Origin of the sequence: Pseudomonas salmasensis, from assembly GCF_014268375.2 — a bacterium.
Lineage (GTDB): Bacteria > Pseudomonadota > Gammaproteobacteria > Pseudomonadales > Pseudomonadaceae > Aquipseudomonas > Aquipseudomonas salmasensis.
On the sequence record NZ_CP077083.1, the window covers coordinates 3,382,095 to 3,406,368 of the forward strand.

At 63.1% G+C, this 24,274-nt stretch carries 19 protein-coding genes; 7 read left to right on the top strand and 12 right to left on the bottom strand.

The annotated features are described in order from the left end of the window. The first annotated feature begins 12 nt into the window (after positions 1 to 12). The 6 genes from exbB to HU731_RS15305 all read left to right on the top strand — a co-directional run bounded on the left by exbB (position 13) and on the right by HU731_RS15305 (position 6,847). A complete protein-coding gene (gene exbB, locus HU731_RS15280) occupies positions 13 to 996 on the top strand; it encodes a tonB-system energizer ExbB (RefSeq protein ID WP_186607065.1) in 984 nt (327 codons plus the stop codon). Positions 997 to 1,002: 6 nt separating this feature from the next. Then, complete coding sequence (exbD, locus tag HU731_RS15285) at positions 1,003 to 1,428, top strand: TonB system transport protein ExbD (protein ID WP_003195519.1); 426 nt, start codon at positions 1,003 to 1,005, stop codon at positions 1,426 to 1,428. Then, positions 1,425 to 2,171: an energy transducer TonB family protein gene (locus HU731_RS15290; protein ID WP_003195521.1), complete on the top strand. Its 747-nt coding sequence runs from the start codon at positions 1,425 to 1,427 to the stop codon at positions 2,169 to 2,171. Before exbD ends, HU731_RS15290 begins: the two co-directional genes overlap by 4 nt. Positions 2,172 to 2,325: 154 nt before the next feature. Continuing rightward, entirely contained in the window at positions 2,326 to 3,246 is a 921-nt protein-coding gene (locus HU731_RS15295; protein ID WP_003195523.1) for a hydrogen peroxide-inducible genes activator, read from the top strand. 8 nt (positions 3,247 to 3,254) lie between these two features. Beyond that, entirely contained in the window at positions 3,255 to 5,330 is a 2,076-nt protein-coding gene (recG, locus tag HU731_RS15300; RefSeq protein ID WP_003195525.1) for an ATP-dependent DNA helicase RecG, read from the top strand. A 116-nt stretch (positions 5,331 to 5,446) separates the two neighbouring features. Further along, positions 5,447 to 6,847, top strand: coding sequence for an aminoacyl-tRNA deacylase and HDOD domain-containing protein (locus tag HU731_RS15305; protein ID WP_186607066.1), 1,401 nt, complete (start codon positions 5,447 to 5,449; stop codon positions 6,845 to 6,847). A 187-nt stretch (positions 6,848 to 7,034) separates the two neighbouring features. Here the strand turns inward: HU731_RS15305 and HU731_RS15310 are convergent, their stop codons facing one another. Both HU731_RS15310 and HU731_RS15315 read right to left on the bottom strand, forming a co-directional pair. Continuing rightward, positions 7,035 to 7,511, bottom strand: coding sequence for a DUF6392 family protein (locus HU731_RS15310; RefSeq protein ID WP_034134061.1), 477 nt, complete (start codon positions 7,509 to 7,511; stop codon positions 7,035 to 7,037). After that, a complete protein-coding gene (locus tag HU731_RS15315) occupies positions 7,511 to 8,977 on the bottom strand; it encodes an S-type pyocin domain-containing protein (RefSeq protein ID WP_186607067.1) in 1,467 nt (488 codons plus the stop codon). The genes HU731_RS15310 and HU731_RS15315 overlap by 1 nt, the downstream gene beginning before the upstream one ends. Positions 8,978 to 9,501: 524 nt before the next feature. Between HU731_RS15315 and HU731_RS15320 the strand changes: the two genes are divergently transcribed. Next, the gene (locus HU731_RS15320; RefSeq protein WP_034134062.1) at positions 9,502 to 9,744 is read left to right on the top strand and encodes a DUF6124 family protein; all 243 of its coding nucleotides are present in this window, start codon (positions 9,502 to 9,504) and stop codon (positions 9,742 to 9,744) included. A gap of 298 nt (positions 9,745 to 10,042) precedes the next feature. On the opposite strand, the gene HU731_RS15325 is transcribed toward HU731_RS15320, so the two are convergent. The 10 genes from HU731_RS15325 to HU731_RS15370 form a co-directional block, all read right to left on the bottom strand. After that, on the bottom strand, positions 10,043 to 10,411 hold the full coding sequence (locus HU731_RS15325) for a helicase (protein WP_186607068.1): 369 nt from the start codon (positions 10,409 to 10,411) through the stop codon (positions 10,043 to 10,045). 124 nt (positions 10,412 to 10,535) lie between these two features. Further along, positions 10,536 to 11,465: a type VI secretion system-associated lipoprotein TagQ gene (tagQ, locus tag HU731_RS15330; RefSeq protein ID WP_186607069.1), complete on the bottom strand. Its 930-nt coding sequence runs from the start codon at positions 11,463 to 11,465 to the stop codon at positions 10,536 to 10,538. Positions 11,466 to 11,549: 84 nt separating this feature from the next. After that, positions 11,550 to 13,262 (bottom strand): formylglycine-generating enzyme family protein, encoded by a 1,713-nt coding sequence (locus HU731_RS15335; RefSeq protein ID WP_186607070.1) that lies wholly within the window; start codon positions 13,260 to 13,262, stop codon positions 11,550 to 11,552. Further along, the gene (locus tag HU731_RS15340) at positions 13,255 to 14,439 is read right to left on the bottom strand and encodes an FtsX-like permease family protein (RefSeq protein ID WP_186607071.1); all 1,185 of its coding nucleotides are present in this window, start codon (positions 14,437 to 14,439) and stop codon (positions 13,255 to 13,257) included. Before HU731_RS15340 ends, HU731_RS15335 begins: the two co-directional genes overlap by 8 nt. Beyond that, complete coding sequence (locus HU731_RS15345) at positions 14,439 to 15,143, bottom strand: ABC transporter ATP-binding protein (protein ID WP_044269903.1); 705 nt, start codon at positions 15,141 to 15,143, stop codon at positions 14,439 to 14,441. The genes HU731_RS15340 and HU731_RS15345 overlap by 1 nt, the downstream gene beginning before the upstream one ends. After that, positions 15,143 to 18,121, bottom strand: a complete 2,979-nt coding sequence (locus HU731_RS15350; RefSeq protein ID WP_186607072.1) for a serine/threonine-protein kinase — start codon at positions 18,119 to 18,121, stop codon at positions 15,143 to 15,145. Before HU731_RS15350 ends, HU731_RS15345 begins: the two co-directional genes overlap by 1 nt. Continuing rightward, positions 18,118 to 18,837 carry a PP2C family protein-serine/threonine phosphatase gene (locus HU731_RS15355; protein ID WP_186607073.1) on the bottom strand — a complete coding sequence of 240 codons (720 nt, stop codon included), beginning with the start codon at positions 18,835 to 18,837 and terminating at the stop codon, positions 18,118 to 18,120. The genes HU731_RS15350 and HU731_RS15355 overlap by 4 nt, the downstream gene beginning before the upstream one ends. Continuing rightward, on the bottom strand, positions 18,838 to 19,491 hold the full coding sequence (gene tagF, locus HU731_RS15360) for a type VI secretion system-associated protein TagF (RefSeq protein ID WP_186607074.1): 654 nt from the start codon (positions 19,489 to 19,491) through the stop codon (positions 18,838 to 18,840). Further along, positions 19,488 to 22,988 (bottom strand): type VI secretion system membrane subunit TssM, encoded by a 3,501-nt coding sequence (gene tssM, locus HU731_RS15365; RefSeq protein ID WP_186607075.1) that lies wholly within the window; start codon positions 22,986 to 22,988, stop codon positions 19,488 to 19,490. Before tssM ends, tagF begins: the two co-directional genes overlap by 4 nt. Beyond that, entirely contained in the window at positions 22,985 to 24,274 is a 1,290-nt protein-coding gene (locus tag HU731_RS15370) for a DotU family type VI secretion system protein (protein ID WP_186607076.1), read from the bottom strand. Before HU731_RS15370 ends, tssM begins: the two co-directional genes overlap by 4 nt.

Here is a 24,274-nt window from a genome sequence, read left to right on the forward strand (position 1 = left end):
GGTCCGGCCAGCATGACACGTAATACAACCCCCGCTTCGCCAACCAAGCTTCACAGCCCATCCCGCGCCTGGCGCGCGATTGCTGCGATGCTGTTCAGCGTACTGCTGGCACCGACCGCCGCATTCGCTGACGCCACCGCCCCCGCCGCTCCAGCAGCCGCCGAGCAAAATGCCGCGACCCCGGCAGCGCCTGCCGTCGCGCCAGTGGCCACCGACCCGGCCCAAGCCGCCGGCGCTGCCGCACCTGCCGACGAAACCGGCGTGGTACTGGAAGAAGACAACACCCTGGGCATGGCCCACGACTTGTCGCCATGGGGCATGTACCAGAATGCTGACGTGGTGGTGAAAGCCGTGATGATCGGCCTGGCCATCGCCTCGATCATCACCTGGACCATCTGGATTGCCAAAGGCTTCGAGCTGTTGGGCGCCAAACGTCGTCTGCGCGCTGAAATCGTCCACCTGAAAAAAGCCACCACCCTCAAGGAAGCGAGCGAAACCGCGACCAAGAAGGGCACCCTGGCCAACCTGCTGGTGCACGACGCACTGGAAGAAATGCGCCTGTCGGCCAATACCCGCGAGAAAGAAGGCATCAAGGAGCGTGTCAGCTTCCGCCTGGAGCGCCTGGTTGCGGCCTGTGGCCGTAACATGAGCAGCGGCACCGGCGTACTCGCCACCATCGGTTCCACCGCGCCGTTCGTTGGCCTGTTCGGTACCGTGTGGGGCATCATGAACAGCTTCATCGGCATCGCCAAAACCCAGACCACCAACCTCGCCGTCGTTGCCCCCGGCATCGCCGAAGCCTTGCTGGCTACCGCCCTGGGCCTGGTTGCCGCCATTCCTGCGGTGGTCATCTACAACGTCTTCGCCCGTTCGATTGCCGGCTACAAGGCCCAGGTGTCGGATGCATCGGCAGAAGTCCTGTTGCTGGTCAGCCGTGACCTCGATCACCTGCCTACCGAGCGCAGCTCGCAACCGCACATGGTGAAAGTGGGGTAATCGGCCATGGGCCTGCATTTGAATCAAGGCGACGACGAACTCGTCGAGAACCACGAAATCAACGTCACGCCGTTTATCGACGTGATGCTGGTGCTGCTGATCATCTTCATGGTGGCCGCACCGCTGGCGACCGTGGACATCAAAGTGGACCTGCCTGCGTCCAGCGCCAAGCCGGCGCCGCGGCCAGAGAAACCGATCTTCCTCAGCGTCAAGGCGGACCAACGCCTGTTCCTGGGCGAAGAAGAAGTCAAGGCTGAAACCCTGGGGCCGGTGCTGGACGCCAAGACCCAAGGCAAGAAAGACACGACGATCTTCTTCCAGGCCGACAAAGGCGTGGACTACGGTGACCTGATGAGCGTGATGGATGCCCTGCGGGCAGCCGGCTACCTCAAGGTAGGCCTGGTCGGACTTGAGACGGCAGCCAAGAAATGATCACGACGCGCCACAAACTGACGCGTTATGGCACCAGCCTCGCCGTCGTGCTGGGCGTGCATGCCGTCGCGATCATTATCGCGCTCCAATGGTCCGCGCCGCAGGCGATCCAGCTGCCACCCGCCGCCATGGTCATCGACCTGGCGCCGCTGCCAGCGCCACCGCCGCCTCCAGCCCCGCCCAAGGTCGTTGCGCCGCCGCCGCCACCGGTCGAAGAGCTGCCCCTGCCGAAGCTGGCCGAGGCGCCCAAGCCAACGATCCAGGTGCCCAAGCCGGTCAAGCCTAAGCCTAAGCCACAACCGCCAAAGCCGGTGGAGAAGAAGCCCGAGCCGCCCAAGGAGAAACCTTCCGAGGAGCCACCGAGCGAAACGCCGCCGAGCAACGCACCTGCGCAGAAGTCCGCCCAGCCTACGCCAGGCCCGTCGGCACAGCAGCTGGCCGCCCAGGCTTCCTGGCAAAGCACGTTGCTGGCGCATCTGCAGAAGTACAAGAAGTACCCGCCTGGCGCTCAACGCAGTGGCAAGGAAGGTATGAACCGCTTGCGCTTCGTGGTCGATGGCGAAGGCAATGTGCTGTCTTACGAACTGGAAGGCCGCTCCGGCAACGCCGACCTGGACCGTGCAACCCTTGAGATGATCCGCAAGGCTCAGCCGCTGCCCAAGCCGCCCGCCGACCTGTTGAAAAATGGCAGCGTCGAACTGGTCGCACCGTTCGTTTACAACATCGACAAGCGTCGCCGCTGACAGAGCCCTGTGGGAGGGACTTGTTCCCTCCCATGCGCTTTCTTACCTCAGCAAAATTCCGATATTTCCCACTCAATCCCCAGCAAAGTTCTGATAACGTGCGTCTATCGATTGCAGCCGGTATGCTTGGCTTGCAACCTCATGGACGCCCGCTATGACTCTTACAGAATTACGCTACATCGTGACCCTCGCCCAAGAACAGCACTTCGGCCATGCAGCCGAGCGTTGCCACGTCAGCCAGCCGACGCTGTCGGTGGGTGTGAAAAAGCTTGAAGACGAACTCGGTGTGCTGATTTTCGAGCGCAGCAAGAGCGCCGTGCGCCTCACCCCGGTGGGCGAAGGCATCGTTGCCCAGGCCCAGAAGGTCCTGGAACAAGCGCAAAGCATTCGCGAGCTGGCCCAGGCCGGCAAGAACCAGCTGACCGCACCACTCAAGGTCGGCGCGATCTACACGGTCGGCCCCTACCTGTTCCCGCACCTGATCCCGCAACTGCACCGCGTCGCGCCGCAGATGCCGCTGTATATCGAAGAAAACTTCACCCACGTACTGCGCGACAAACTGCGCAACGGCGAGCTGGACGCGATCATCATCGCCCTGCCCTTCAACGAGGCGGACGTGCTGACCCTGCCGCTCTACGACGAGCCGTTCTACGTGCTGATGCCGGCCTCCCACCCGTGGACCAAGAAGGACACCATCGATGCCGGCCTGCTCAACGACAAGAGCCTGCTGCTGCTCGGCGAAGGCCACTGCTTCCGCGACCAGGTGCTGGAAGCCTGCCCGACCCTGACCAAGGGCAACGACGGCGCCAAGCACACCACAGTGGAATCCAGCTCCCTGGAAACCATTCGCCACATGGTCGCTTCCGGCCTGGGCATCTCGATCCTGCCGCTGTCCGCGGTAGACAGCCATCACTACGCCCAGGGCGTGATCGAAGTGCGCCCCCTCACGCCGCCGGTGCCGTTCCGTACCGTGGCGATTGCCTGGCGCGCCAGCTTCCCGCGCCCCAAAGCGATCGAGATCCTCGCGGACTCGATCCGCCTGTGTTCGGTGGCCAAGCCGCCCGTTGCGAGCTAAGCCACGGTATGACTGAGCTGTCGCAGGTGTCGGTGACGGCACTCAAGGGTGTCGGTGAGGCCATGGCCGAGAAACTGGCCAAGGTCGGCCTGGAGAACCTTCAGGACGTGCTGTTCCACCTGCCCCTGCGCTACCAGGACCGCACCCGCGTGGTGCCCATCGGCCATTTGCGCCCTGGGCAGGATGCGGTGATCGAAGGCACCGTCAGCGGCGCCGACGTGGTGATGGGCAAGCGCCGCAGCCTGGTGGTGCGCCTGCAGGACGGCACCGGCGGCTTGAGCCTGCGCTTCTACCACTTCAGTAACGCGCAGAAGGAAGGCCTCAAGCGTGGCACCCGCGTGCGTTGCTACGGCGAGGCACGCCCAGGCGCCTCGGGCCTGGAAATCTACCACCCGGAATACCGCGCCATTACCGGTGATGAGCCACCACCGGTGGACACCACCCTCACGCCGATCTACCCGCTGACTGAGGGCCTGACCCAGCAACGCCTACGCCAGTTGTGCATGCAAACCCTGACGATGCTCGGCCCGCAAAGCCTGCCCGATTGGCTGCCCCTGGAGCTGGCCCGCGACTATCAATTGGCGCCGCTGGCCGATGCGATTCGGTATTTGCATCACCCGCCCGCCGATGCCGATGTGGACGAGCTCGCCCTCGGCCATCATTGGGCCCAGCATCGCTTGGCCTTTGAAGAACTGCTCACGCACCAGCTGTCCCAGCAACGCCTGCGCGAAAGCATGCGTTCCCTGCGCGCCCCGGCAATGCCCAAGGCCACGCGGCTGCCTGCGCAATACCTGGCCAACCTCGGTTTTGCACCGACCGGCGCGCAACAGCGCGTGGGCAATGAAATCGCCTACGACCTCAGCCAGCAAGAACCGATGCTGCGGTTGATCCAGGGTGACGTAGGCGCCGGCAAGACAGTGGTCGCCGCCCTCGCCGCCTTGCAAGCCCTGGAAGCTGGCTATCAGGTGGCGCTGATGGCACCGACGGAAATTCTCGCCGAACAACACTTCATCACCTTCAAGCGTTGGCTCGAACCCCTGGGCCTGGAAGTGGCGTGGCTGGCTGGCAAGCTCAAAGGCAAGAACCGCGTGGCCGCCCTGGAGCAGATCGCCGCCGGCGCACCGATGGTGGTGGGCACCCATGCACTGTTCCAGGACGAAGTGCAGTTCAAGAACCTCGCGCTGGTGATCATCGACGAACAGCACCGCTTTGGCGTGCAGCAGCGCCTGGCCCTGCGCCAGAAAGGCGTGGGCGGGCGCATGAACCCGCACCAGTTGATCATGACCGCCACGCCGATCCCACGCACCCTGGCCATGAGCGCCTACGCCGACCTCGACACCTCGATCCTCGACGAACTGCCGCCGGGGCGAACGCCGGTCAACACCGTGCTGGTCACCGACACCCGGCGCGTCGAAGTGATTGAGCGCGTGCGTGGCGCCTGCGCCGAAGGCCGCCAGGCGTACTGGGTGTGCACCCTGATCGAAGAGTCCGAAGAACTGACCTGCCAGGCCGCCGAAACCACTTATGAGGACCTCACCAGTGCCTTGGGTGAGCTCAAGGTCGGGTTGATCCATGGCCGTATGAAACCGGCGGAAAAAGCCGCGGTGATGGCCGAGTTCAAGGCCGGCAACCTGCAATTGCTGGTGGCCACCACTGTGATCGAAGTGGGCGTGGACGTCCCCAACGCCAGCCTGATGATCATCGAAAACCCCGAGCGCCTGGGCCTGGCACAACTGCACCAGTTACGGGGCCGGGTTGGCCGGGGCAGCGCCGCCAGCCACTGCGTGCTGCTCTATCACCCGCCGCTGTCGCAGATCGGTCGCCAGCGCCTGGGCATCATGCGCGAAACCAACGATGGTTTTGTCATCGCCGAAAAAGACCTGGAACTGCGCGGCCCCGGTGAAATGCTCGGTACGCGCCAGACCGGACTGCTGCAATTCAAGGTTGCCGACTTGATGCGCGATGCCGACCTGCTGCCCGCCGTGCGCGATGCTGCGCAAGCGTTGCTCGAGCGTTGGCCCGATCATGTCAGCCCCTTGCTCAACCGCTGGCTGCGCCACGGCCAGCAATACGGCCAAGTCTGACCTCGCTCCTACAGGGGATCGGCGCACAGCCAACCTCGTCACAAAGAACACTTATCCGACCAACACCCGTATCAAGCTGGTTATACTCCAATGAATGTAAGAAATTGGATCAGGCCATGTCAGAAGTTGCCCTCGCCACAGCCCCACTGACCGCCCCGCCGGTCATTCGGGCGCTGCTCGCAAAGCTCGCCATCCCCTACACGGAAGTCATCGAACAGCCTGGCCTTAACCCTGCCCGAAAGGTCCAGGCGGTGCTGCTTGAAGATGCGGTTGGCGCGCTCATGGTGCTGTTCCCACAAAGCCAGTTGCTGGACCTCAACCGCCTCGCCGAACTCACCGGTCGCCGCCTCACGGCCGTAGCCCCCGAGCGTGTCGAGCGCATGCTGGGCAAGCATGACCTGAGCCTGCTGCCGGGCTTGCCGCCCCTGACCAGTTCGCCGTGCCTGTACGAAGGCCGCTTGCTCAATGAGCCAAGCCTGCTGGTGCATTCGGGCGAAGCCGGGCTGTTGCTGGAAATCCCCACCGACGCCTTCAAGAGCCTGCTCACCAAGGCCAGCGCCGCGCAGTTTGGCGAACCCTTGAGCAACATCCGCCCGAACCTCGACCGCCCCAATGATGACCGCGATGAAATCACCCAGGCGATGCAAGCGTTCACTGCGCGCCGTATCCAGCAACGCCTGGAAGCAACCATCGAAATTCCGCCGCTGGCCGACACCGCGCAGAAGATCATCAAGCTGCGTGTCGACCCCAACGCCACCATCGACGACATCACTGGCGTGGTGGAAACCGACCCAGCCCTTGCCGCCCAGGTCGTGAGCTGGGCCGCGTCGCCCTACTACGCCTCGCCGGGCAAGATCCGCTCAGTCGAAGACGCCATCGTGCGCGTGTTGGGCTTTGATCTTGTGATCAACCTGGCGCTGGGCCTGGCCCTGGGTAAAACCCTGAGCCTGCCCAAGGACCGTCCGCACCTGTCCACGCCGTACTGGCACCAGTCGATCTACACCGCCGCGGTGATTGAGGGCCTGACCCGCGCCATGCCCCGCGCCCAACGCCCGGAAGCCGGCCTGACCTACCTGGCAGGTTTGCTGCACAACTTCGGCTACCTGCTGCTGGCCCACGTGTTTCCGCCGCACTTCTCGCTGATCTGCCGACACCTGGAGGTCAACCCGCACCTGTGCCACAGCTACGTCGAGCAACACTTGCTGGGCATCAGCCGCGAACAGATCGGCGCCTGGCTGATGCGCTACTGGGACATGCCGGACGAACTGTGCACCGCCCTGCGCTTCCAGCACGACCCCATGTATGACGGGCAATACGCCGAGTACCCGAACTTGGTGTGCCTGGCGGTGCGCCTGTTGCGCAGCCGGGGGATTGGCTCCGGGCCGGATGAATCCATTCCGGATGCATTGCTGGAGCGCCTGGGCCTGAGCCGCGAAAAGGCGGAGGATGTGGTGGGTAAAGTGCTGGATGCCGAAGTACTGTTGCGCGAATTGGCTTCGCAGTTCAGTCAGGGATAGACCTGCCGCCTGTTACACCGCTATCGCAGGCAAGCCAGCTCCCACAGTTGACCGTATTTCAAAGTTGGAACGCGGCCACTGTGGGAGCTGGCTTGCCTGCGATGAATCCAACGTGGTGTATCTGAACGCTCTACGTCTTTGACGCTCGTTCCCACGCGGGGCGAACCAGTTGGGAACAGAACGCAGATCAGTCGTGGTTCTTATCAATCAATGTAAACACCAACGCTTTTACCTGAAAAGTGGAGGTGTACTTGCAAACCAACTTGGTATTCGGATGTGTGCTTGGATCAAGATGATAGGCATCCCACCCTCCAGTCATACCTCCGGGCTGTGGCATTTTTACAGGAACACCTGATTCTACAGGGACGCCGAAATGCGACCGAATGTCGGATTTCGTCATCGTAGAAGCGAGCGGTTTGGGCAGCTCGCCCTTATATTCCAATGTCGAGGGAGTGCTTTTAATCAGAGTGATGAACAGCGCTTCCAATCGCTTGGTTTCTGCCCAAAAACTCAGGGAAAGTCCCCATGCAGGTTCTAAGTGCAGGCGATCCCGCCCGTCATAAAGTTCTTGTAATGGCTGGTTCGGTATCAGCCCTTCGGTAATCAAATCTTCGTAGCGTTTGCCCAGATTTCTGATCCAGCCATTAATAGTTTGCGCACTCATCAATACCACCCCTGTTCTTTACTGAGCCTATGCAGTTGCTCCCGAGCCACTTCGACGTCTGCTTCGGTGAAGCCTTCCTCCAGAAGTCCGCGTTTAATCGCATTGAAGTTGCTGTCCACCGCGGCCCTCAGGTCGGAGGCATCCTGCATCTGCTTTACTTTGGTACTACGCCCGCCGTAGGTCTCACTATATTTTTGGTGGACTCGGGCAGGAATAGCGATGCTTGGGGCTCGCCGAAGGTAATCCCTTATTTCCCGTGGATCCATTTCTCCGTCCAGTTTTAGCAAAACAGCTTCAAGCACTTTACGAGCCGGAAGATGATCGATGTCATAGCCGTCTTTGATGCTGCGACTGCTCAAGTCGTCATATGGCCCAACTTCCAGTGGGTGAACCATTGGCTTGGCAAACACCAAATACAACGGCGGCATACCCGAGTCAGCAGGAAACGAAATGATCGTATCCTGCCAGGTAACTTCGTCAGCTTCCCGGCCAGGGTAGTGGCTGATTGCCGAGTCTTGCCCCACTGCAATCGGATGAACGAACAAATTATCCAGACGTTCCTGTGCACCCGGATACGGACTCGGCGCGTTGACCACCGGCCCATTGTTCGGCGTCCACGTGATGTTGATGCCATCCAGCACCGCCACCATCGCGCTTTTGTCCACATTCCACCGGGCTTGTGCAACCGGCACACGGTCAGCGCCACTGCCAGAATTGGTATGTATGCCATAAACACGCAGTTCACCGGACTCATCCTGACGAAACTGGAACCGCACTCGCGTGCTGGCCAAGCGCATCCCTTCTAACTGCGCCGGGGTGTACAGCGTTGAATCACCGATATCGCGTGGCCAGAATGCCAGCAGCACGAGGTTGAGGGCCGAACCGGCGCCGGCCAAGCCTCGTACAGCCCAGGCACCGAGGTCGCTGCCGAGTGTGCCGGCTACCCTGCCGACGGCGCCCGTGGTACCGGTTGAGGCCATAAGGGCCGTGGTACCAAAGTTTTTGGCGTTTTCCGGGGTGGTGCCCGCGGCCGTAGAGCCGGCTGGCACCGAAACGCAGGACTTGGCGAAAACGCAGGCATCAGCGGCACGATTCGACGCAACGGGCGCGGCATAATTCGCAGGGGGCGAGGCGGATGCAGTCGGCCTCATTACAATCGGGGTGACACGTTGAGGTTGGGGACCGAACTCCTGAGATTTGGAACTCTGATTGGCAATCAACTCCGGCGGCGGATCGCATTTGCAAATGCACAGATCACCCTCCAGCGCCGCTTGTTTGCCGTTCCACTCTTCGTGCAAATGAGGGCCGGTAAGCGCGATGAAGCCTTCAGTGCCGCAAGCCGGACAAGCGACCCGGTCCCCCTCCCTTGAGATCATTTCGCCGTTGAAACTGGTGCCCTCACAACCGCTGGTTACCTTGCCACCCACCGTGGTGGTTGAACCCGTGGTGATGTTGTAGCGCCTCACATTGGGTTCTCCATGCAGTCGATGAGGTTGGCGTTGGTCGGTCCAACTGGCTGCTGAACTTGAAAATCAATGCTCTTCATGTTTGGTCCTTTTTTTAGCGCGCAAGGATGCTCAAACGCGGTAGTTGCGTTGTTATGCAAAGGGAAGGGCGCCGAAATGGCGCAAGGAAGATATTGCTGACGAGCGCAAAGCCAAACAACTGTCCGTTCGGCTAGGTAGTGGGAAAAACAGAAACGTCTTACAAGGCTTTGAGGTTGTCCCTAGGACACTCGACCTCTAGTCTTCGTACACCGCTGCACACGCAGCGGTTGGGCGTCGCGGCCCGGTTTAATCAGACGCAAAGTGCCATTTCCGCTTTCAGATGACGCCTTTTTATCGTCTACTGTGCGGCGTTATGGTGGCTGTGCGCGGGATACCTTTGGGTATGCCGGTTTCCTGATTCCGGTCCGCGAACCTGCGTACAGCTACCACCCGATCGCGTCGCGGCGATCTGTGGCAGCTCCACTTAAATCAGGAAGTTCACGATGATCAAACCCACCCCCAATCCCCCCATCCGCTTGTTCACTGTAGCCGCAGGCATCAGTACCGAAGACCTGTTGGTCAACCTCAGCGAAACACTGGCCTCGGCCAATGCGCTGAGTTGCGATCTGGCCTTTGACCTTGAAGGACCAAAACGAGAGGAGCTGCTGGGCGTTGCGCAGTTAATCGAACTGGCACAGTTGCTAGCTGATCGGGTACTCAATGTCTCGGGGCAAGTAACCCGGTGAGATGACGGCAATACCCCGAGAACCTGGTATGTCTGGCGGTGCGCCTGTTGCGCAGCCAGGGATAGACCTGCCGCCTGTTACACCGCTATCGCAGGCAAGCCAGCTCCCACAGTTGACCGTATTTCAAAGTTGGAACGCGGCCACTGTGGGAGCTGGCTTGCCTGCGATGAATCCAACGCGGTCTACCTGACCACCCCCCTCAATGTAGGAGCGAGCTTGCTCGCGAAAAACCCGAGAACACCGCGGGGCGACAGGCACCCCGCGTCATCGTTGACGTTTTTCGCAAGCAAGTTCGCTCCTACCGCTTCGGCTTCAGATACTTGGTCAGCCCCTGAAACCAGATCACCAGTGCCGGGTTGCCCTTGATCTGAATCGACTTGTCCTGAATCCCCGTCATGAACGCCAGTTGCTTGTTCTTCGCCTGCATCGTGGCAAAGCCGTAGGCGGCATCCTTGAAGGCAATCGCGAAGGCCGGCGCCGGGTGGACACCTGAGCGGCTGGTGATGCGCTGGTCTTTGACGATGAAGTGACGGGCAACTTTGCCGTCGAGGGTCTGCAGCTGGAAGGCCAGGTCTTTGTCACCCAGTTGCTGCTGGAAGGCGGGGTTGGTGCGGCTGGCTTTGCCCATCATCAGGCCCAGCACCCACAGGAGAAGACGAAATTTCATGCACACGGCCTCGGTGTATTTATTGGAGTGGCCGCAGCAGTGTAACGATTTGCAAAAAGAACGCCACCGATCTCGCGCTTTAGGCGCAGATCGGTTGGCGTTTAACGCTTATAGCAACAAGTACTTAAACGTTAGGGCACGGCACTGGCGCCCAGTCGGCCAGGTTTGGATTGCGGCAAGTTGCTTCGATCTGGGTCTTGCCTGCACTGGCAACCTGCTTGCTTTCAGCTTGCTTGGCCTGCACGGTCTGGATGCTACGTTCGGTGGTTACCGCTTCTTTTGGGACAACCGGCAGCGGTGGACGCTTGGTCACGACTTTGCCAGTCGACTTGCCTTTTTTGGCTGGGACAACGGCAGGGGTGGCGTCGGCGGTAGCAACCGTGACCACGTCGTTACGTTGCACACCCACTTGCTGCAGGTCTTTCTCGTAGGCCTGGGTGTAGTTGTTCAGGTCTTCGCTGGCTTTGCCGTTGACCGTCACGATCAGGTCATTGGATTCCTTCAGGCCCGCGACGATTTCCGCCAGGCGCTTGCGGCCTTCGGTGTCGTTGACAGTCTTGGCCTTGCGATCAGCCACCAGCTTGGTGAATGCGCTCTGGTAGCACTGCTGCGAGGCCTTGGCATAGGCGGTGCTGCGGTCGATGTCCGAGGCGCTTTTGTTGAAGTCGGTGGAGTAGGACGCGATGCGCTGGTTGTCATCGGTGATCTGCTTCTGACGCTCGGTGTAGTAACCCGCCGCGCCGCCAGCCAGGGCGCCGCCTGCGGCACCGATTGCGGCATTGCGGCCACGGCTGTCCTTGTCGCCGGTCAGGGCGCCCAGCAGGGCACCGCCGGCCGCGCCGATCGCGGCACCGGTGACGACCGACTTGGTCATGTCCGAATCGGTGGCACGCAGGTGCTGCACCGGCTCGTAACAGTTGGGGTAGTACTCGACCTTGGTGCTCGACGCTACCTTGGACGCAGGCGACGTAGCGCAACCAGTCAACACGGTGCTGAAACCAGCTGCGATCAGCAGCAGGTGACGCTTGGAAACCGCCTTACGGGAAAAAAGCATAGATGTGATCTCTGTTAAGTTTGACTTGCCCAGCACGGCCCACCGCCGCCTGAGTCCCTTCCAAGCTCGCTAGACAGCCAACGATCAAGACCGCTGACCGCTCGCTGCGAGCAATTCCTTCAAGATCGTTGCCGGGTCGGCCCGCTGTTGCTTGCGGTAGTTGCCAACATGGCGAACGAACAGTGTCGCGCGCGTCACCAGGCTCTTGCCGAGCACTGGCTTGCGATCCAACTCTTCCTTGATCCGTTGAAACTGCGCCTGGATCACCGCATCGGTGTAGCGCGTGCCGGTGGCCAGGTTGTCGATGTAAATCGCCACCGCGCCGTCCAACGCGCTGCGCCCATTGGTGATGGCCATATCGAACAGCTGCGTGCTGGCCTCGTCCTTGCTGTCCACCGCCTGCTGGCGACTCTTGTGCAGGTTGGCCAGGCGGATGTTGTAGTTGCTGATGGTCTCGGCCACCAACGCCGCCGACTGGATCAGGTTGCCCGCCGCTTCTTCGCGTTGCTGGGCGATCAACGACACGTTGCGCTTGAGCTCTTCGTTGACCAGGCCCAGCTCGGCTTGCAGCTTGGGGTCAACACTGGCGGCGATGATGCTGTCCAGGCGCTTGGTCGGGTCCTGGGCGTCGTCGATGGCGTCGGTCAGGGAGGCCAGGCGGCCTTCCTTCTGCCACTGGGCGAACAATTCCTTGTAGCGTGAGCGCGGCGCCGACAACGCGCCAATCGCCACGCGAAAGCCGGTGGTCTCGTTGCTTTGCTCGGTGCCATCAGCGGCAAACAGCGGGTATTCGCGGCGCATGCCGGTGAACAGCGTGCCCTCGCCTTCCAGGTAGTTGCCGCCCTTGACCACAAAACCGCCGTAGGTGCCCTGACGGCGGCCGGCGTGTACCAACTGGAAGGATTCCTGGACCATTTCCGCAGCGTTGCCGATCACGTCGAACATGCCGATGGGGTTAGGTAATTTGGTGCCGATGGGCATCAACCGCGCCGCCTGGCCAGTGCCGCCGGCCACTTGGTTGAACACGGCGTAATCGGCCAGCGGGCCATCGCTTTCACTGCCCTCGGCGCGGCGTGGATACAGGCGGCCTTCCAGGTCCTGACGGCTCACCGCCTGGCCGCCGCGTGCGGCGTACTCCCACTCCACTTCGGTGGGCAGGCGCACAAAGCCCAGGCCCCCGTCTTCGGCCGACGCACCGCGCCCGCTCACCGGCAGCAGTTCGCGGTGGTATTTCATCAGCCAGGCGCTGTACACCGCCGAAAAACGCTCGGCTTCAAAGCGCGACAGTTTCACCTTGGGCAAACGCCCGGCCATGCCCGTGGGCGCCTCACACGCCGGCGCCGGTTCACCGCTGGCCAGTGATTGCGCCTGGGCCATCACCTGGGCGTATTGGCGGGCGGTCACTTCGTACTTGCCGATGAAGTACAGCATGGGCTTGAGCGGGGTCTTGGCGTCGGTCTTCGGCATCTGCGGCGCGATGACCTTGCTCCAGTCTTTGGGCAAGTCCTTGAGGGTGAACTGGCCGTTGATGAAGTCGCGGCGGTAGCCGGAAATAAACGACTGCTGATAACCCGCCTCGCCTTCGGCAAAGGGGTAGCCCAGGCTGATTTCACGGTCATCCAGGGTGCCCTGGGCCAGGATGTAGGCGTAGCGGAACACCATGTTGCCTTCGCAGGGCAGCGGCAGGCTCACGTCGTCCGGCAACGGCTTGGGGTTGTCGAGCTTGTCACTTGCCTCATCGGCCCAGGCCATCGAGGCCAGGCTCAGCGCCACGCAGGCGCCCAGTAATTTATACATCTCTGATTCCTTCAGAAGCCTGGATACGTGCCACCCGCCAACCGCCACAAGCGGCCGCCACGGCACTGACGCCGAGCACCGCCACCAGGGCCAGGCCGTAATGGCGCGCCAACAGGTGGCTGGCGTACTCGCCCGGCACCTGCACAAAAAGCTTGTTCAACGCGGCCTCAGCCAGGCCATACAGCCCAACGCTGAGCACAGCGGCAAAACCCGCGCTGTACAGCGCTTGCAGCAGCACAAACAGCAACAACGCGGCGGTGGAAAACCCCAGCAGGCGCAACACCGAGAGTTCCCGGTGCTTGCGCGCCACCGCCGCCAGGGTGCCCGCGAAAATAGCCGCAAACGCCCCGGCCAACGCCAGCCCGGCGATGATCCAGAACACAATCGACAGGTTGCGGCTCAACGATTGCACTTGAGCGATGGTGTGAGCCTGGGTCGAAACCAACAGGTTCTGCCCGGCGAAATACACCCGCAACGGTTCCACATCACTGAGGCTGCGCGCATACAGGCGAAACGCCGGGTAGATACGCTGTTCGCTCACGCTCGCCGCCTCACCGGCCCAACCCAATGCCGGTACCGCACGGCCATCGCGGTAATCTTCTGCCGCCTCCAGTAGCGCTAAATCGGCAAACAGCCCCTCGCGAGCAAAGGCCTCCAGCGGCAACACTGCCAGCACCTGCAACCGCGTGCGCTGGGCCTCGACGCGCCCCGCCACTTGCCGCGCAAAGCGGGTTTCCAGCCAGTCACCGGGCCTTGCCGCGAGCTTTTCGGCGGCGGTATGGCTGAGCACGATCTGGTCCAGGCCGTGGGGCAGCGGCAAGCCTGCCAACAGCGGATCACCTGCGGCAGTCGGCAGCATTTCCAGGGTCAAGGTGCCCACCTGCGCCGTAGCCGCGATCTGCCGAGTGCGCGGCACAGCAAACGCAACATCACGGCGCTCACCCAGTTGCGCGATAAACGCCGCGCTGAATCGACCACCGCCCAACGGGATGATTTCACGGCTGGCGGGGTCGGTCTCCAAGCGTTCGGTCAAACTGCTAACCAGTCCAAATTTCAGCCCGAATAACACCAGCAATGGCGCGATAACCGCCACCAATGCCAGCATCGAACAGGCCGACAGCCACCCATCGTTGCGGTAGTCCTGCCACGCAAGCGAGGCAACCAGGCCGATGCGCATCAGCACGCCTCCCCGAGGGTTGCGGTGACGCCGCCGTCTGGATCGCGCTGGCAACGGATACGCCGCACCTGCAAGCCACTGGCGCGGGCCAGCGGTTCGTCATGGGTGGCGATCACACAGGCCGCACGGTGTTCGCGGGCCTGGGCCAGCAACGCCTGCATCACCCGCTCGGCGTTGAGCGGGTCCAGGGACGCCGTCGGCTCATCAGCCAGCACCAGTTGCGGCCCATGGGCCAGGGCCCGCGCGCAGCTGACCCGCTGGCGTTGGCCCACCGACAACGCCGCCGGGCGCTTGGCCAACTGATCGCTGATCTGCAACTGCTCGGCCAGGCGCGCCACGCGGCCGTCGTCCTGCAAGCCCAGCAGTTGACGCGACAGCGCGATATTGCCGCGCACATCCAGAAACCCCAGCAACCCCCCGGTCTGCGGCACATAGCCCAAATGCTGGCTACGCAACGCAGCCAGCGCCGATTGCCGATCAGCACGCCACAGCGCGCCGATGTCCTGTTGGTTGAATGCAAACTGCCCCACCTGATCCGGCGCCAACACCAGCGCCAGCACGTCCAGCAAAGTGCTCTTGCCGCAACCGCTGGGGCCGACAATCGCCAGTTGTTCACCCGCACCCAGCTGCAATGCCGGGATCACCAGGCTGTAGCGCTGGCTACCGACGCCCCGGCTCTTGTGCACCGCGCTCAGGTTCAGCATTACGGCAGCGTCGACAGTGGCACGCGGTACAACGCATCGCCCGGTTCGGCATCGCCGAAACGGACCCAGTTGGCCACGTCGTTATGGAAGGTTTCATACAGGCGGATTTTCGAATCCAGCTCGTCGATAAAGTCTTCCTGCTCGGCCACGCTCAACGACAACCACAGGTCCTGGGTCATGTTCAGCGACTTGCTGCGGTACGGCAGGCCCTCCAGGTATTCACCGAGCAGGCCGCCGTCAGCCAGGTTGCCGCCCTTGCGCAGGGCCTGCGGGTCGCGGCTCATATAGGCCGAGGCGCTGGCGATTTCCTGGAAGAAATCCTTGGGCGAGCTTTGGGTCTTGCGCGCCGCATCCACGATCAACTTCAACGATTGTTGCAGGTCGTTGAGTTGCAGTTTGGTCAGCATCACGCACACCTGGAACGCCGGCAGCGCCGGGTTGGTCAGGTCGCGGTCGGCGGTCCAGGCACTGACCAGTTGCGGCGCCTGGCTTGCGGTTTTGCGCCCGAGAAAGTCCATGTGCATGGCATAGCCGACGGCGGCGGACTTGTCCGCCAGACTCGGCGCGGCACTGAGCAACGGCACGGGCTGCGGCGTGTTGCTGCGCACCTGATGCACGAGGTTGGCGAACACCGTGCCGATCTCATCGACGCGCTCACCCAGCTTGCGCACATCGCCGCCTGGCACTGGCGTGTACAGGTCGCCGATCTGCGGGTTGGCGTCGGCCGTGAGGACGCGGTACTGGCTCTCGGCGCCGGCATGGGTTTTCTTGCCGGCGTCGGTGCGCAGGTGCAGCGCGTAGATCTTGATCTGCTTGCCCAGCGCCGCCTGGCGCACTTCGGCTTCGTTCATCTGGGTGGCGGCGAACGGGTCGTTCTTGCGCAGCGCGCCGGCATCGGAGACCAGCAGGATGATGCGCCCGCCGTAGCCGGACCAATCCATGCCGTCCACCGCCTGCATCACCCCGGCAAACGCGTCTTCGTTGAACGAGTGGCTGGACACCGTCGACGCTTTGACCTGGCGTGCCATCTCCAGAAAGCGTTGCGGATCGCGGCCTTGGTCGAGGGTAATGAGGGTCTTGGCGACATACTCAAGGCCCGGGGTTTTCTGGATGCTGCTGCGAAAGCCGACCATGCCGAAGCTGACGCTGTCCAACTCGCCACGCTCGGCAATGCGGGTTTGCAGCTCGTGCACCACGTCGCGAATCTGGTCGATGTAGGGCTGCATCGACACGGTGGTGTCCACCACCAGCACCACGGCCGTGCGGAACGCGTCGGCATGGGCGCTGAGCGTCGGGCTGGACGGTTTGGCCGCGGCGCGGCTGCCTGGGTCGATGGAGGCCACGTTGAGCAACTGCACCGGCTGGCCGTTGTCGTCGAAGCTCTCTTTGGAATCAAAGATAGGCAACAGGTAGAACTGGTTCTGCGGCACCGCGCTGGCGGTGGGTTCCAGGGCCAGGACTTGCTGGTTGTCTTCTCGGTTGTTCTGCGCCTTGGCCAAGGCGCTTTTCGCTGCAGCAGGGTCAGCCAGTAGTTTTTCCACCTCACCGGGCTGGCGCAGGAACATCACGGGCGCACGCCCCGAGCGCTCGGTGAACTTGAGCACCAGGCTTTGTTTCCAGTCGCTGACCTGGGAGGCTGGCAGCCAACCGTCGCTGCGACCATCGGTAGCGGCGCCGACGCGCACCCACGGGCTGCCGTCCACTTCCTTGCGCTGGTACACGTAGAGCACGGAAAACGCCGGCAGCGCTTTACCCGGCGGGCTCCCTGCGTCCGCTGAAAGCTGGGCGCCAGGTTTGCTGAGCACGCGCTGGAACAAGGTTTTCTTACCTGCCATCAGCAACGGGCGTTGACCGCCATCCACTTCAGCGACTGCCATCGGTGGCGTCACCTTGGGCACCACGGCGGCTGGCGGCTGGGCCGGTTCATCGTCGCCGCTCAACCACCAGTAGCTGGCGCCACCAATGGCCAACGCGACGGCGACCGCCACGGCGGCCAAGGCCAATACCGGCCCACGGCGCTGCTCGGACGGGGCGTTTCGCTGTGTCGGCGTGACCACCGGTTGACGCACTATTGGCTGCGGCTGCGGTTTATCCGTCGGAATGTCGATGGTGACAGGGGTCATGCCCGCCAGATCAACGCTCAATGGAATCGGCAGCGGCCGTACCAGCGTGGCATCCGATTCATCAGCCGGCAGTTGATCCAGCGCCAACAACAACGCTGCCGCATCCGGATAACGTTCCGCCGGGTCCTTGGCCAACAATTTGCGCAGCACACCCTGATAGCGCCCATGGTGCACCGGCAATTGCGGCAAGGGTTCGGTCAGGTGCGCCAGCGCGGTGGAGAGCGCATCGGTGCCGTTGTAAGGCAGCTTGCCGACGAGAATTTCATACAGCACCACGCCCAGCGCGTAGAGGTCGGCGCGGCCATCAATCTCCTGGCCTCGCGCCTGCTCGGGGCTCATGTAGCTTGGCGTGCCCACGGCAAACCCGGCCTGGGTGAATTGGGTGCGATCATCCAGCGACTTGGCAATCCCGAAGTCCGACAGCACGGCCGTGCCATCGGCGCGAAACAGAATGTTCGCCGGCTTGACGTCGCGGTGCACCAGCCCTTGGGCATGGGCATAGCCCAGGGCCGAGGCAATCTGGCGGATCAGCGTCACGCCCTGCTCCGGGGTCAGCCCAGCGGCAATGCGCTCCTTGAGCGTGCCGTTGGGCAGGTATTCCATGGCCATGTAATACAGCTCACCGACGTTGCCGATGTCATGGATGGTCACCGTGTGCGGGTGCGACAAGCGCGCCAGGGTCTTGCCCTCGCGCAGGAAGCGTTCGCAGAAACTCGGGTCGGCTGCCAGCGCTGCCGCCATCACCTTCAGCGCCACCTTGCGCTCCAGCGAGCGCTGGGTCGCCAGGTACACGCTGGCCATGGCACCTTCGCCAATCTCGCCTTCGATGTCATAACCCGGGATGACAATGTTCATGACGAGACCTTCACGACGAGGGTGGTGATGTTGTCTGGTGCGCCGCGATTGAGCCCCAGGTGCACCAGGCTGCGCACGATCTCATCCGGCGCGTCATGGCTGAGCACGTCGCGGATTTCGTGGTCTTCGACGGTTTTGTTGAGGCCATCGCTGCACAGCAAATAGCTGTCGCCGGGAGCGATCAACAGGTCCACTGAAGCGACGTCCAACTGGGCCTCCACGCCAATGGCGCGGGTGACGATATTGGAGCGCGGGTGTGTACGGGCGTCGGCTTCGCTGAGCAGGCCGCTGTCTTGCAGGTCTTGCACGTAGCTGTGGTCGCGGGAAATGCTTTCCAGCATGCCGTCGCGCAGGCGGTACAGGCGGCTGTCGCCGGCCCACAGGCACACCCCGCGCAAACCGCGCGCGGCAAATACCACCACGGTGCTGCCCATCATGGTCACGCCACGGTTGGCGGTTTCTTCGCGCACAGCCGCGTTGATGCGCAGCAGGTCGTTGCGCAGCGCCGCCGAGTATTCGTCCAGGGAGCGGCCCAGCGGCACATGGCGCAGGCTGTCGACGATCAAGCTGCTGACATAGTCCCCCGCCGCGTGCCCGCCCATGCCATCGGCCACCACCCACAGGCGGTTGTCCGGCAGGTCCAGAAAGGCATCTTCGTTGACTTGGCGAACCATGCCCACATGGCTTTTGCTCGCGGATTCGTACGTCACGCCCATCTACACCACACCTTCTTGTCCAAGCAAAAACTGCGCAAAATCGCTGGCGGCAGGCAAGCCCTGGCACCGTAATAAACCGGGAGAGATACGCTGCGAACCTCGCCCCCACCACAGGCTTGCGCCCTCGCACGCCTGTTCGGCCAGCGCGGTCATACGCTGGTGCGGCACGGTGGCTGCCACCCGTTGCAGGCCGGCAAAACGGCTGTCCACCGCTCGCGGCTCGCTGGCCGGCACACCCAGCTCGTCGAGCCCGGCATTGAAGCCTTCGAAGGTCGCGCCACTGTCCAGGGTGCTGAGCAACAAGGTTTCAGCCTGCTCGAACCAGGCGTCCGAACCGCCCACCAGCGACGCCGGGTTGGTGTCGTGATCCAGCAAGGTCACCACCGCCAGCGGAAAGTACCGCCCGACCCGGTCAATGCTCGGCATCACCACACCCGCCGCCGCTTCCGGCCCGCACACGCCCGGCGCCAGCACAAAGCGCCACAACGGGCTGACCAGGTACGCATTCAGCCAGTCAGCGCCGAGGCTGTTCTGGCTGGCGAGCAAACCCGCCGCCAGCCAGCTGTCCCACGGGCCGATAAAACTCTGGGGCAAGGCGCGGCTGACAAAGTCGCCGCGGCTGGCCAACTTGCCGTAAAAACCCAGGGTCGTCATAGCCGCTCCGGCAGGCTGAAGCCGCTGAGCACGCGGCTCTTGAACGGGTTGAACGCACTGTTGGCGCGCAACTCGTAGGCGATGCTCGCGCCATCGACCCGCAGGCGCAGGTTGAAACGGTCCGGCGAATTGCCTGCGGTGAGGTCCGATTGCTCCAGCAGGCGGAACCAGGCCCAAGGGCCGTCCAGGGTGATGCCGGAGCGACCACTGGCCGACGGCGGCATGATGGAAATACGCACCACGCCAATGCTGCCGGGGTTCGGCCACTGCATCGCTACCGGGCGGCTCGGGCCGTGGTCGTAGCTCAGTTGCTGGCCGTCCAGGTCCAGCAGGAACTGGGTGATAGTGGGATCCATCGACACCGGCTTGAGCTCAAAACGCACGATGGGCTGGGTGCCACCGGAGCGGAAGAACGCGTCCCGAATCGTCGCCGCACGCTGGAAGGTTTGCAGCACGCCAGGGGCAATCCCCAGCCTCTGCGCCGCCCCCGGTTGCCAGCGCCAGGTCTGCGCCGACGTGTCCACATAGGGTTGCAGGTATTTGCGGAAGTAGTTGTCCATCACCCCGCCCACACCGAAGAACTGGCCGAAGTCATCCAGGGTGGCGTCCCGCGCACTGCCCGGCGACATCGGGTAACGCCCGGCCAATGACTGGCGATACACATTGACCACTTCACTGACCCAGGCTGCGTTCAGTTGGTTACGCACCCCGCCCATCATGCTGTTGGTGGTGGAATTGACCACCGACTTGACCATGCCCTGCACCAGCGGCGGCTGGCGCTCGGCGTTCAGGCTGACCCGCGTGGCCGCAGCCGCCGCCTGGTTCTTGGCCTCGCCGAGCAAGGCATCGCCGCTGGCACCGACCATGGCGCTGACCTGCACATACAGCGCATTCATGTCCGACAGCAGGCCGTCGATGGCCGCCGGTTCGCCTTCGTTTTTGCTGACGATGCTGTTGAGTTCGGCAAAGTGTGCGGTCACCGGATCATCCGCCGGCGCCGGGGCATTCGCCGTCGGTTGCGCCTCGCCCAGCAAGCTGCCGAGGCGCTCCTTGAGCTTGTCCACGCCGCCTTCCACCGGCACGCCTTTGGCGGCCAGTTGGCGTTCTTCGGCTTGCAGGTCGGTTTCCCTGGCGACCGCCACCAACAGTTTTTTCAGCGGCGAGGTGGGACCGGAAATCACCCGCAGCACATCGGCGGCCTGTGCCACGCTGGTGATCGGCACAAAGTCGATGTCGGCGAGCAACGCGTCCCACTGGCGCTGGTAATCCTGGAAGTACAAGCGGCGCACGTCGGCGGCCAGGCTCACCACGTTCTGCTGGTCGGCCTGTTCATGGCCCAGCACCCATTGCTCTTCGGCCAGGGTGCCGGTCTGGTTCAGGCTGCTGAGCAAAAACGCCTGGCGATAGCCCTTGGCAGTAAAGAAACCACTCAACGGCTCGCCTAACGGCTTGCCGCTCTTGCGGCTGAACACCAGTGCGGCATCGCGACCGGCGGCCTCATTGAGACGAAAGTCCGGGATACCTTCGGGCAGTTTCTGGCGCTTGACGCGGTCGTACACGCGCTGGGCTACCGGCAATTGCTGCAATTGGCGACGCAGGTCGTCGATCAGCCGTGGGTCCAGGCGTGCGCTCGGCGGGTGGCGTTCGAACAGCGCCTGCAAGTGCCCGGCCAGGGCCTGGCGCTGGTCGGCCGGCAGGTCACGGGGCAAGTTGCGGTCCCAGTCCAGGGCGATCCAGGCCTTGATGAAGTCCGGGTCGTAATGCTCGGTGTCGGCGAGCATCAGGTAAGCCTTGAGGCCCTCATAGAGAAAGTCTGAGTTGCCGCCGCCGTGCAGTTGCTCTTCGATACGCGTCACCAGGCGTGGCGCGAACACGGCGATCAAGAGTTTGCGGTACACGCTGGCGGACTCGGCTTCGAGCATATCGCCCTGGTACAGCCCCAGCCCTTCGGACCAGCTCGGCGAATCCCCTGCCAGGTTCTTCACCGCGTTAAGCAACGGCAGCACGGCGAGCACTTCCCGTTGTGCAGGGCTCAGGTTCTGGACGGTCTGGCCCAGGGGCACGACCTTCTGATCGACCTGGGCGATATACGCCTGGTTGGCGCGATAGCTCACCCACCACAGGCTGCTGACCACCACCACCAAGGCGGCGGTGGCCGCCAGTACGCCACGGGCGACCCACTTGCGGCGCCGCTCGACTTTCGGGTTCACCCCCACCAGGCCGCGCTCGGCAAAGGCCACGGCGGTGAAGAGTTTCTCGATGAAGTAACTGCGCCCGGTGCCGCTCTGGCGCGCCAGGTGCTGGCGGTCCAGGTTCATGCTCTGGGCCATGGCACCGATCAGGCGGTCAATCGGGCTGCCTTCCTGGGTGCCGCTGGTGAAGTACACGCCACGCAGCAACACGCGCTCTTCAAAGGCATTGGGTTTGAACACGCCTTCGAGGAAGCTTTGCAGGCAATCTTTCAACGCGCCGAACTGCTGCGGGAAGCCGTAGATCAGGTCGCGTCGTGCCGGGTCGCGCTCCTGTTGCAAGCGCTCGACCAGGCGTTCGTTGAGGCGCTGCTCCAGGCCGGCGAATTCGCTTTGCAGGTGCGCCAGCGGGCTGTCGCTGTTTTTGCCGTCGTCCAGGGCAAAGGTCATGCCCCACACCTGGGCGCGCTCTTCCTTGCTCAGGTTGTCGAAGAACTCCATGAAGCCCGGCACCAGGTCGAGCTTGGTGAGCATCAGGTAGATAGGGAAACGCACGCCCAGCTGCGTATACAGCTCCTGGATGCGCAGGCGAATCGCGGCGGCATGGGCTGCGCGCTCGGCGTCGGTGCCCAGCAGCAGATCCGAGAGGCTGATGGCGATAAACGCACCGTCGATAGGCCGGCGCGAACGCTGCTTTTTCAGCAGGTCGAGAAAACCCAGCCAGGCGGCTTTATCCACCGTGGAGTTACTGTCTTGGGTGGTATAGCGGCCAGCGGTGTCGAGCAATACGGCCTGGTCGGTAAACCACCAGTCGCAATTGCGCGTGCCCCCCACGCCCCGCACCGCACCAGCGCCCAATTGCGCCGCCAGCGGGAAATGCAGCCCGGAATTGACCAGCGCGGTGGTCTTGCCCGAGCCCGGCGGGCCGATGATCACGTACCACGGCAGCTCGTAGAGGTTGCGGCGCTCATCGCCGCCCAGCTTGGCCTTTTTCAGCAGTGCCAGGGCTTCGTCCATGCGCTGGCGCAGCGTGGACAGCTCTTCGGCGGTCGCAACGCTGTTGGGGTCGACCGGGGTTTCTGCGGCCAGGCTGCGCATCACTTCGGCGGCCTGGCGACGGGCCTGGATAATGCGGAACACGCGGTAGGCCACCCACAGCGCAAACACCAGCACGATCAGCGCCCAACGGCGCCCTTCGGGCACCAGCACGTCCAGCAGCGGGCCAACAAACCAGATGATCAGGCTCAGGGCAATCAGGCCCAGCACGGGGATCACCCAGCGAATCATGAAACTGAAAAACGCCTTCACTCGACGCCCTCCGCCAATACGGTGATTTCAACCCGACGATTGCGGGCACGGCCTTCAGCAGTGCTGTTGGTGGCCAGCGGCTCGGTGTCGCTGCGGCCTTCAGCACTGAAGCGCTCGGCCTGGCCGGTCTTGGCCGCGAGAATTTCCAGCACCGACTTGGCCCGGGCTTCGGACAACGCCCAGTTGGACGGGAAGCGCAACGTGGCAATCGGGCGGTTGTCGCTGTGCCCGGTGACACGCACCTGGCCCTTGACCTTGCGGATGGCGTCGGCGATGCGCAGCATCAGCGGCTGGTAGTCATCGACGATGCTGGAGCTGGCCGAGGCGAACAGCTCATCGCCACGAATGGTCACGACAGAGCGGTCAACCTTGTCTTCCACCGCCACGCGGCCGGCCTTGATGTCATCGGCCAGGAACCCGGCCAGGCGCGGGCGCTCAATCACTTTGGGCTGCGCCACCGGACGGTCGATGGCCTGCACCGGGATCTCGCCCAGGGCATGAACATTCTTGAACACCGGCTCGGCGTCCGAGGCCAGCTTCATGCGCAGGCCGAACAGCAACGCCAACAGCAGCGCCAAGCCAATCGCCACGGCTATCCATGGCGGCATGAATTGCGCCAGGCGATCACGGGCCACGGTCACACCACGCCAGTGCGGCGACAGCTCACGCTCGTGTTCGCCACGGGCGCTGCGAATCGCGCCAGCGGTGCGCTCGCGCAAGGCTTCCAGCTGGCTGCGCCCGTCGGTCATCACGCGGTAGCGACCTTCAAAACCCAAGCACATGCACAGGTACAACAGCTCCAGCAGGTACAGGCGTTCTCGTGGGCTTTGCAGGCAGTGGTCAAGCAACTGGAAAACCTTTTCACCACCCCAGGCTTCGTTGTGCACGGTAATCAGCAGGCTCTGCTTACCCCAGTCACTGGTGCTGCCCCACGGCGTGCTCAGCACCGCCTCATCCAAGGCAGTGCACAGCGCGTAACGGGCCAACAGCACTTCATTGCGTGCCACACCGGCGGCTTCGGCGCGCTCTTCGAACTGGCGCAGGTACGCCAGCAACTGCGCACGCAGGCTGGCTGGCGCGGGATGGGCGATGGTGTTGCGCAACCGCGTCAACAACGCCAGCAACGGGCCGGCGGCACTTTCCAGCGGGTTGAGGCCCTGGCTCTTGCCGGTGAGGATCGGCGCAGCCGGCATCGACAGCGGCGCAGGTTCGGCACGCGCGGGTGCAGGCTCTCGGCCACCCGGGCGCGGCATGAACTGGGTGCGGTCATCATCATTGGGATGCAT

What these genes read in the sequence shown, in the direction of transcription:
- exbB (WP_186607065.1), top strand. Translation starts at nt 13, where the DNA reads ATGACACGTAATACAACCCCCGCTTCGCCAACCAAGCTTCACAGCCCA.
- exbD (WP_003195519.1), top strand. Translation starts at nt 1,003, where the DNA reads ATGGGCCTGCATTTGAATCAAGGCGACGACGAACTCGTCGAGAACCAC.
- HU731_RS15290 (WP_003195521.1), top strand. Translation starts at nt 1,425, where the DNA reads ATGATCACGACGCGCCACAAACTGACGCGTTATGGCACCAGCCTCGCC.
- HU731_RS15295 (WP_003195523.1), top strand. Translation starts at nt 2,326, where the DNA reads ATGACTCTTACAGAATTACGCTACATCGTGACCCTCGCCCAAGAACAG.
- recG (WP_003195525.1), top strand. Translation starts at nt 3,255, where the DNA reads ATGACTGAGCTGTCGCAGGTGTCGGTGACGGCACTCAAGGGTGTCGGT.
- HU731_RS15305 (WP_186607066.1), top strand. Translation starts at nt 5,447, where the DNA reads ATGTCAGAAGTTGCCCTCGCCACAGCCCCACTGACCGCCCCGCCGGTC.
- HU731_RS15310 (WP_034134061.1), bottom strand. Translation starts at nt 7,511, where the DNA reads ATGAGTGCGCAAACTATTAATGGCTGGATCAGAAATCTGGGCAAACGC.
- HU731_RS15320 (WP_034134062.1), top strand. Translation starts at nt 9,502, where the DNA reads ATGATCAAACCCACCCCCAATCCCCCCATCCGCTTGTTCACTGTAGCC.
- HU731_RS15325 (WP_186607068.1), bottom strand. Translation starts at nt 10,411, where the DNA reads ATGAAATTTCGTCTTCTCCTGTGGGTGCTGGGCCTGATGATGGGCAAA.
- tagQ (WP_186607069.1), bottom strand. Translation starts at nt 11,465, where the DNA reads ATGCTTTTTTCCCGTAAGGCGGTTTCCAAGCGTCACCTGCTGCTGATC.
- HU731_RS15335 (WP_186607070.1), bottom strand. Translation starts at nt 13,262, where the DNA reads ATGTATAAATTACTGGGCGCCTGCGTGGCGCTGAGCCTGGCCTCGATG.
- HU731_RS15340 (WP_186607071.1), bottom strand. Translation starts at nt 14,439, where the DNA reads ATGCGCATCGGCCTGGTTGCCTCGCTTGCGTGGCAGGACTACCGCAAC.
- HU731_RS15345 (WP_044269903.1), bottom strand. Translation starts at nt 15,143, where the DNA reads ATGCTGAACCTGAGCGCGGTGCACAAGAGCCGGGGCGTCGGTAGCCAG.
- HU731_RS15350 (WP_186607072.1), bottom strand. Translation starts at nt 18,121, where the DNA reads ATGAACATTGTCATCCCGGGTTATGACATCGAAGGCGAGATTGGCGAA.
- HU731_RS15355 (WP_186607073.1), bottom strand. Translation starts at nt 18,837, where the DNA reads ATGGGCGTGACGTACGAATCCGCGAGCAAAAGCCATGTGGGCATGGTT.
- tagF (WP_186607074.1), bottom strand. Translation starts at nt 19,491, where the DNA reads ATGACGACCCTGGGTTTTTACGGCAAGTTGGCCAGCCGCGGCGACTTT.
- HU731_RS15370 (WP_186607076.1), bottom strand. Translation starts at nt 24,274, where the DNA reads ATGCATCCCAATGATGATGACCGCACCCAGTTCATGCCGCGCCCGGGT.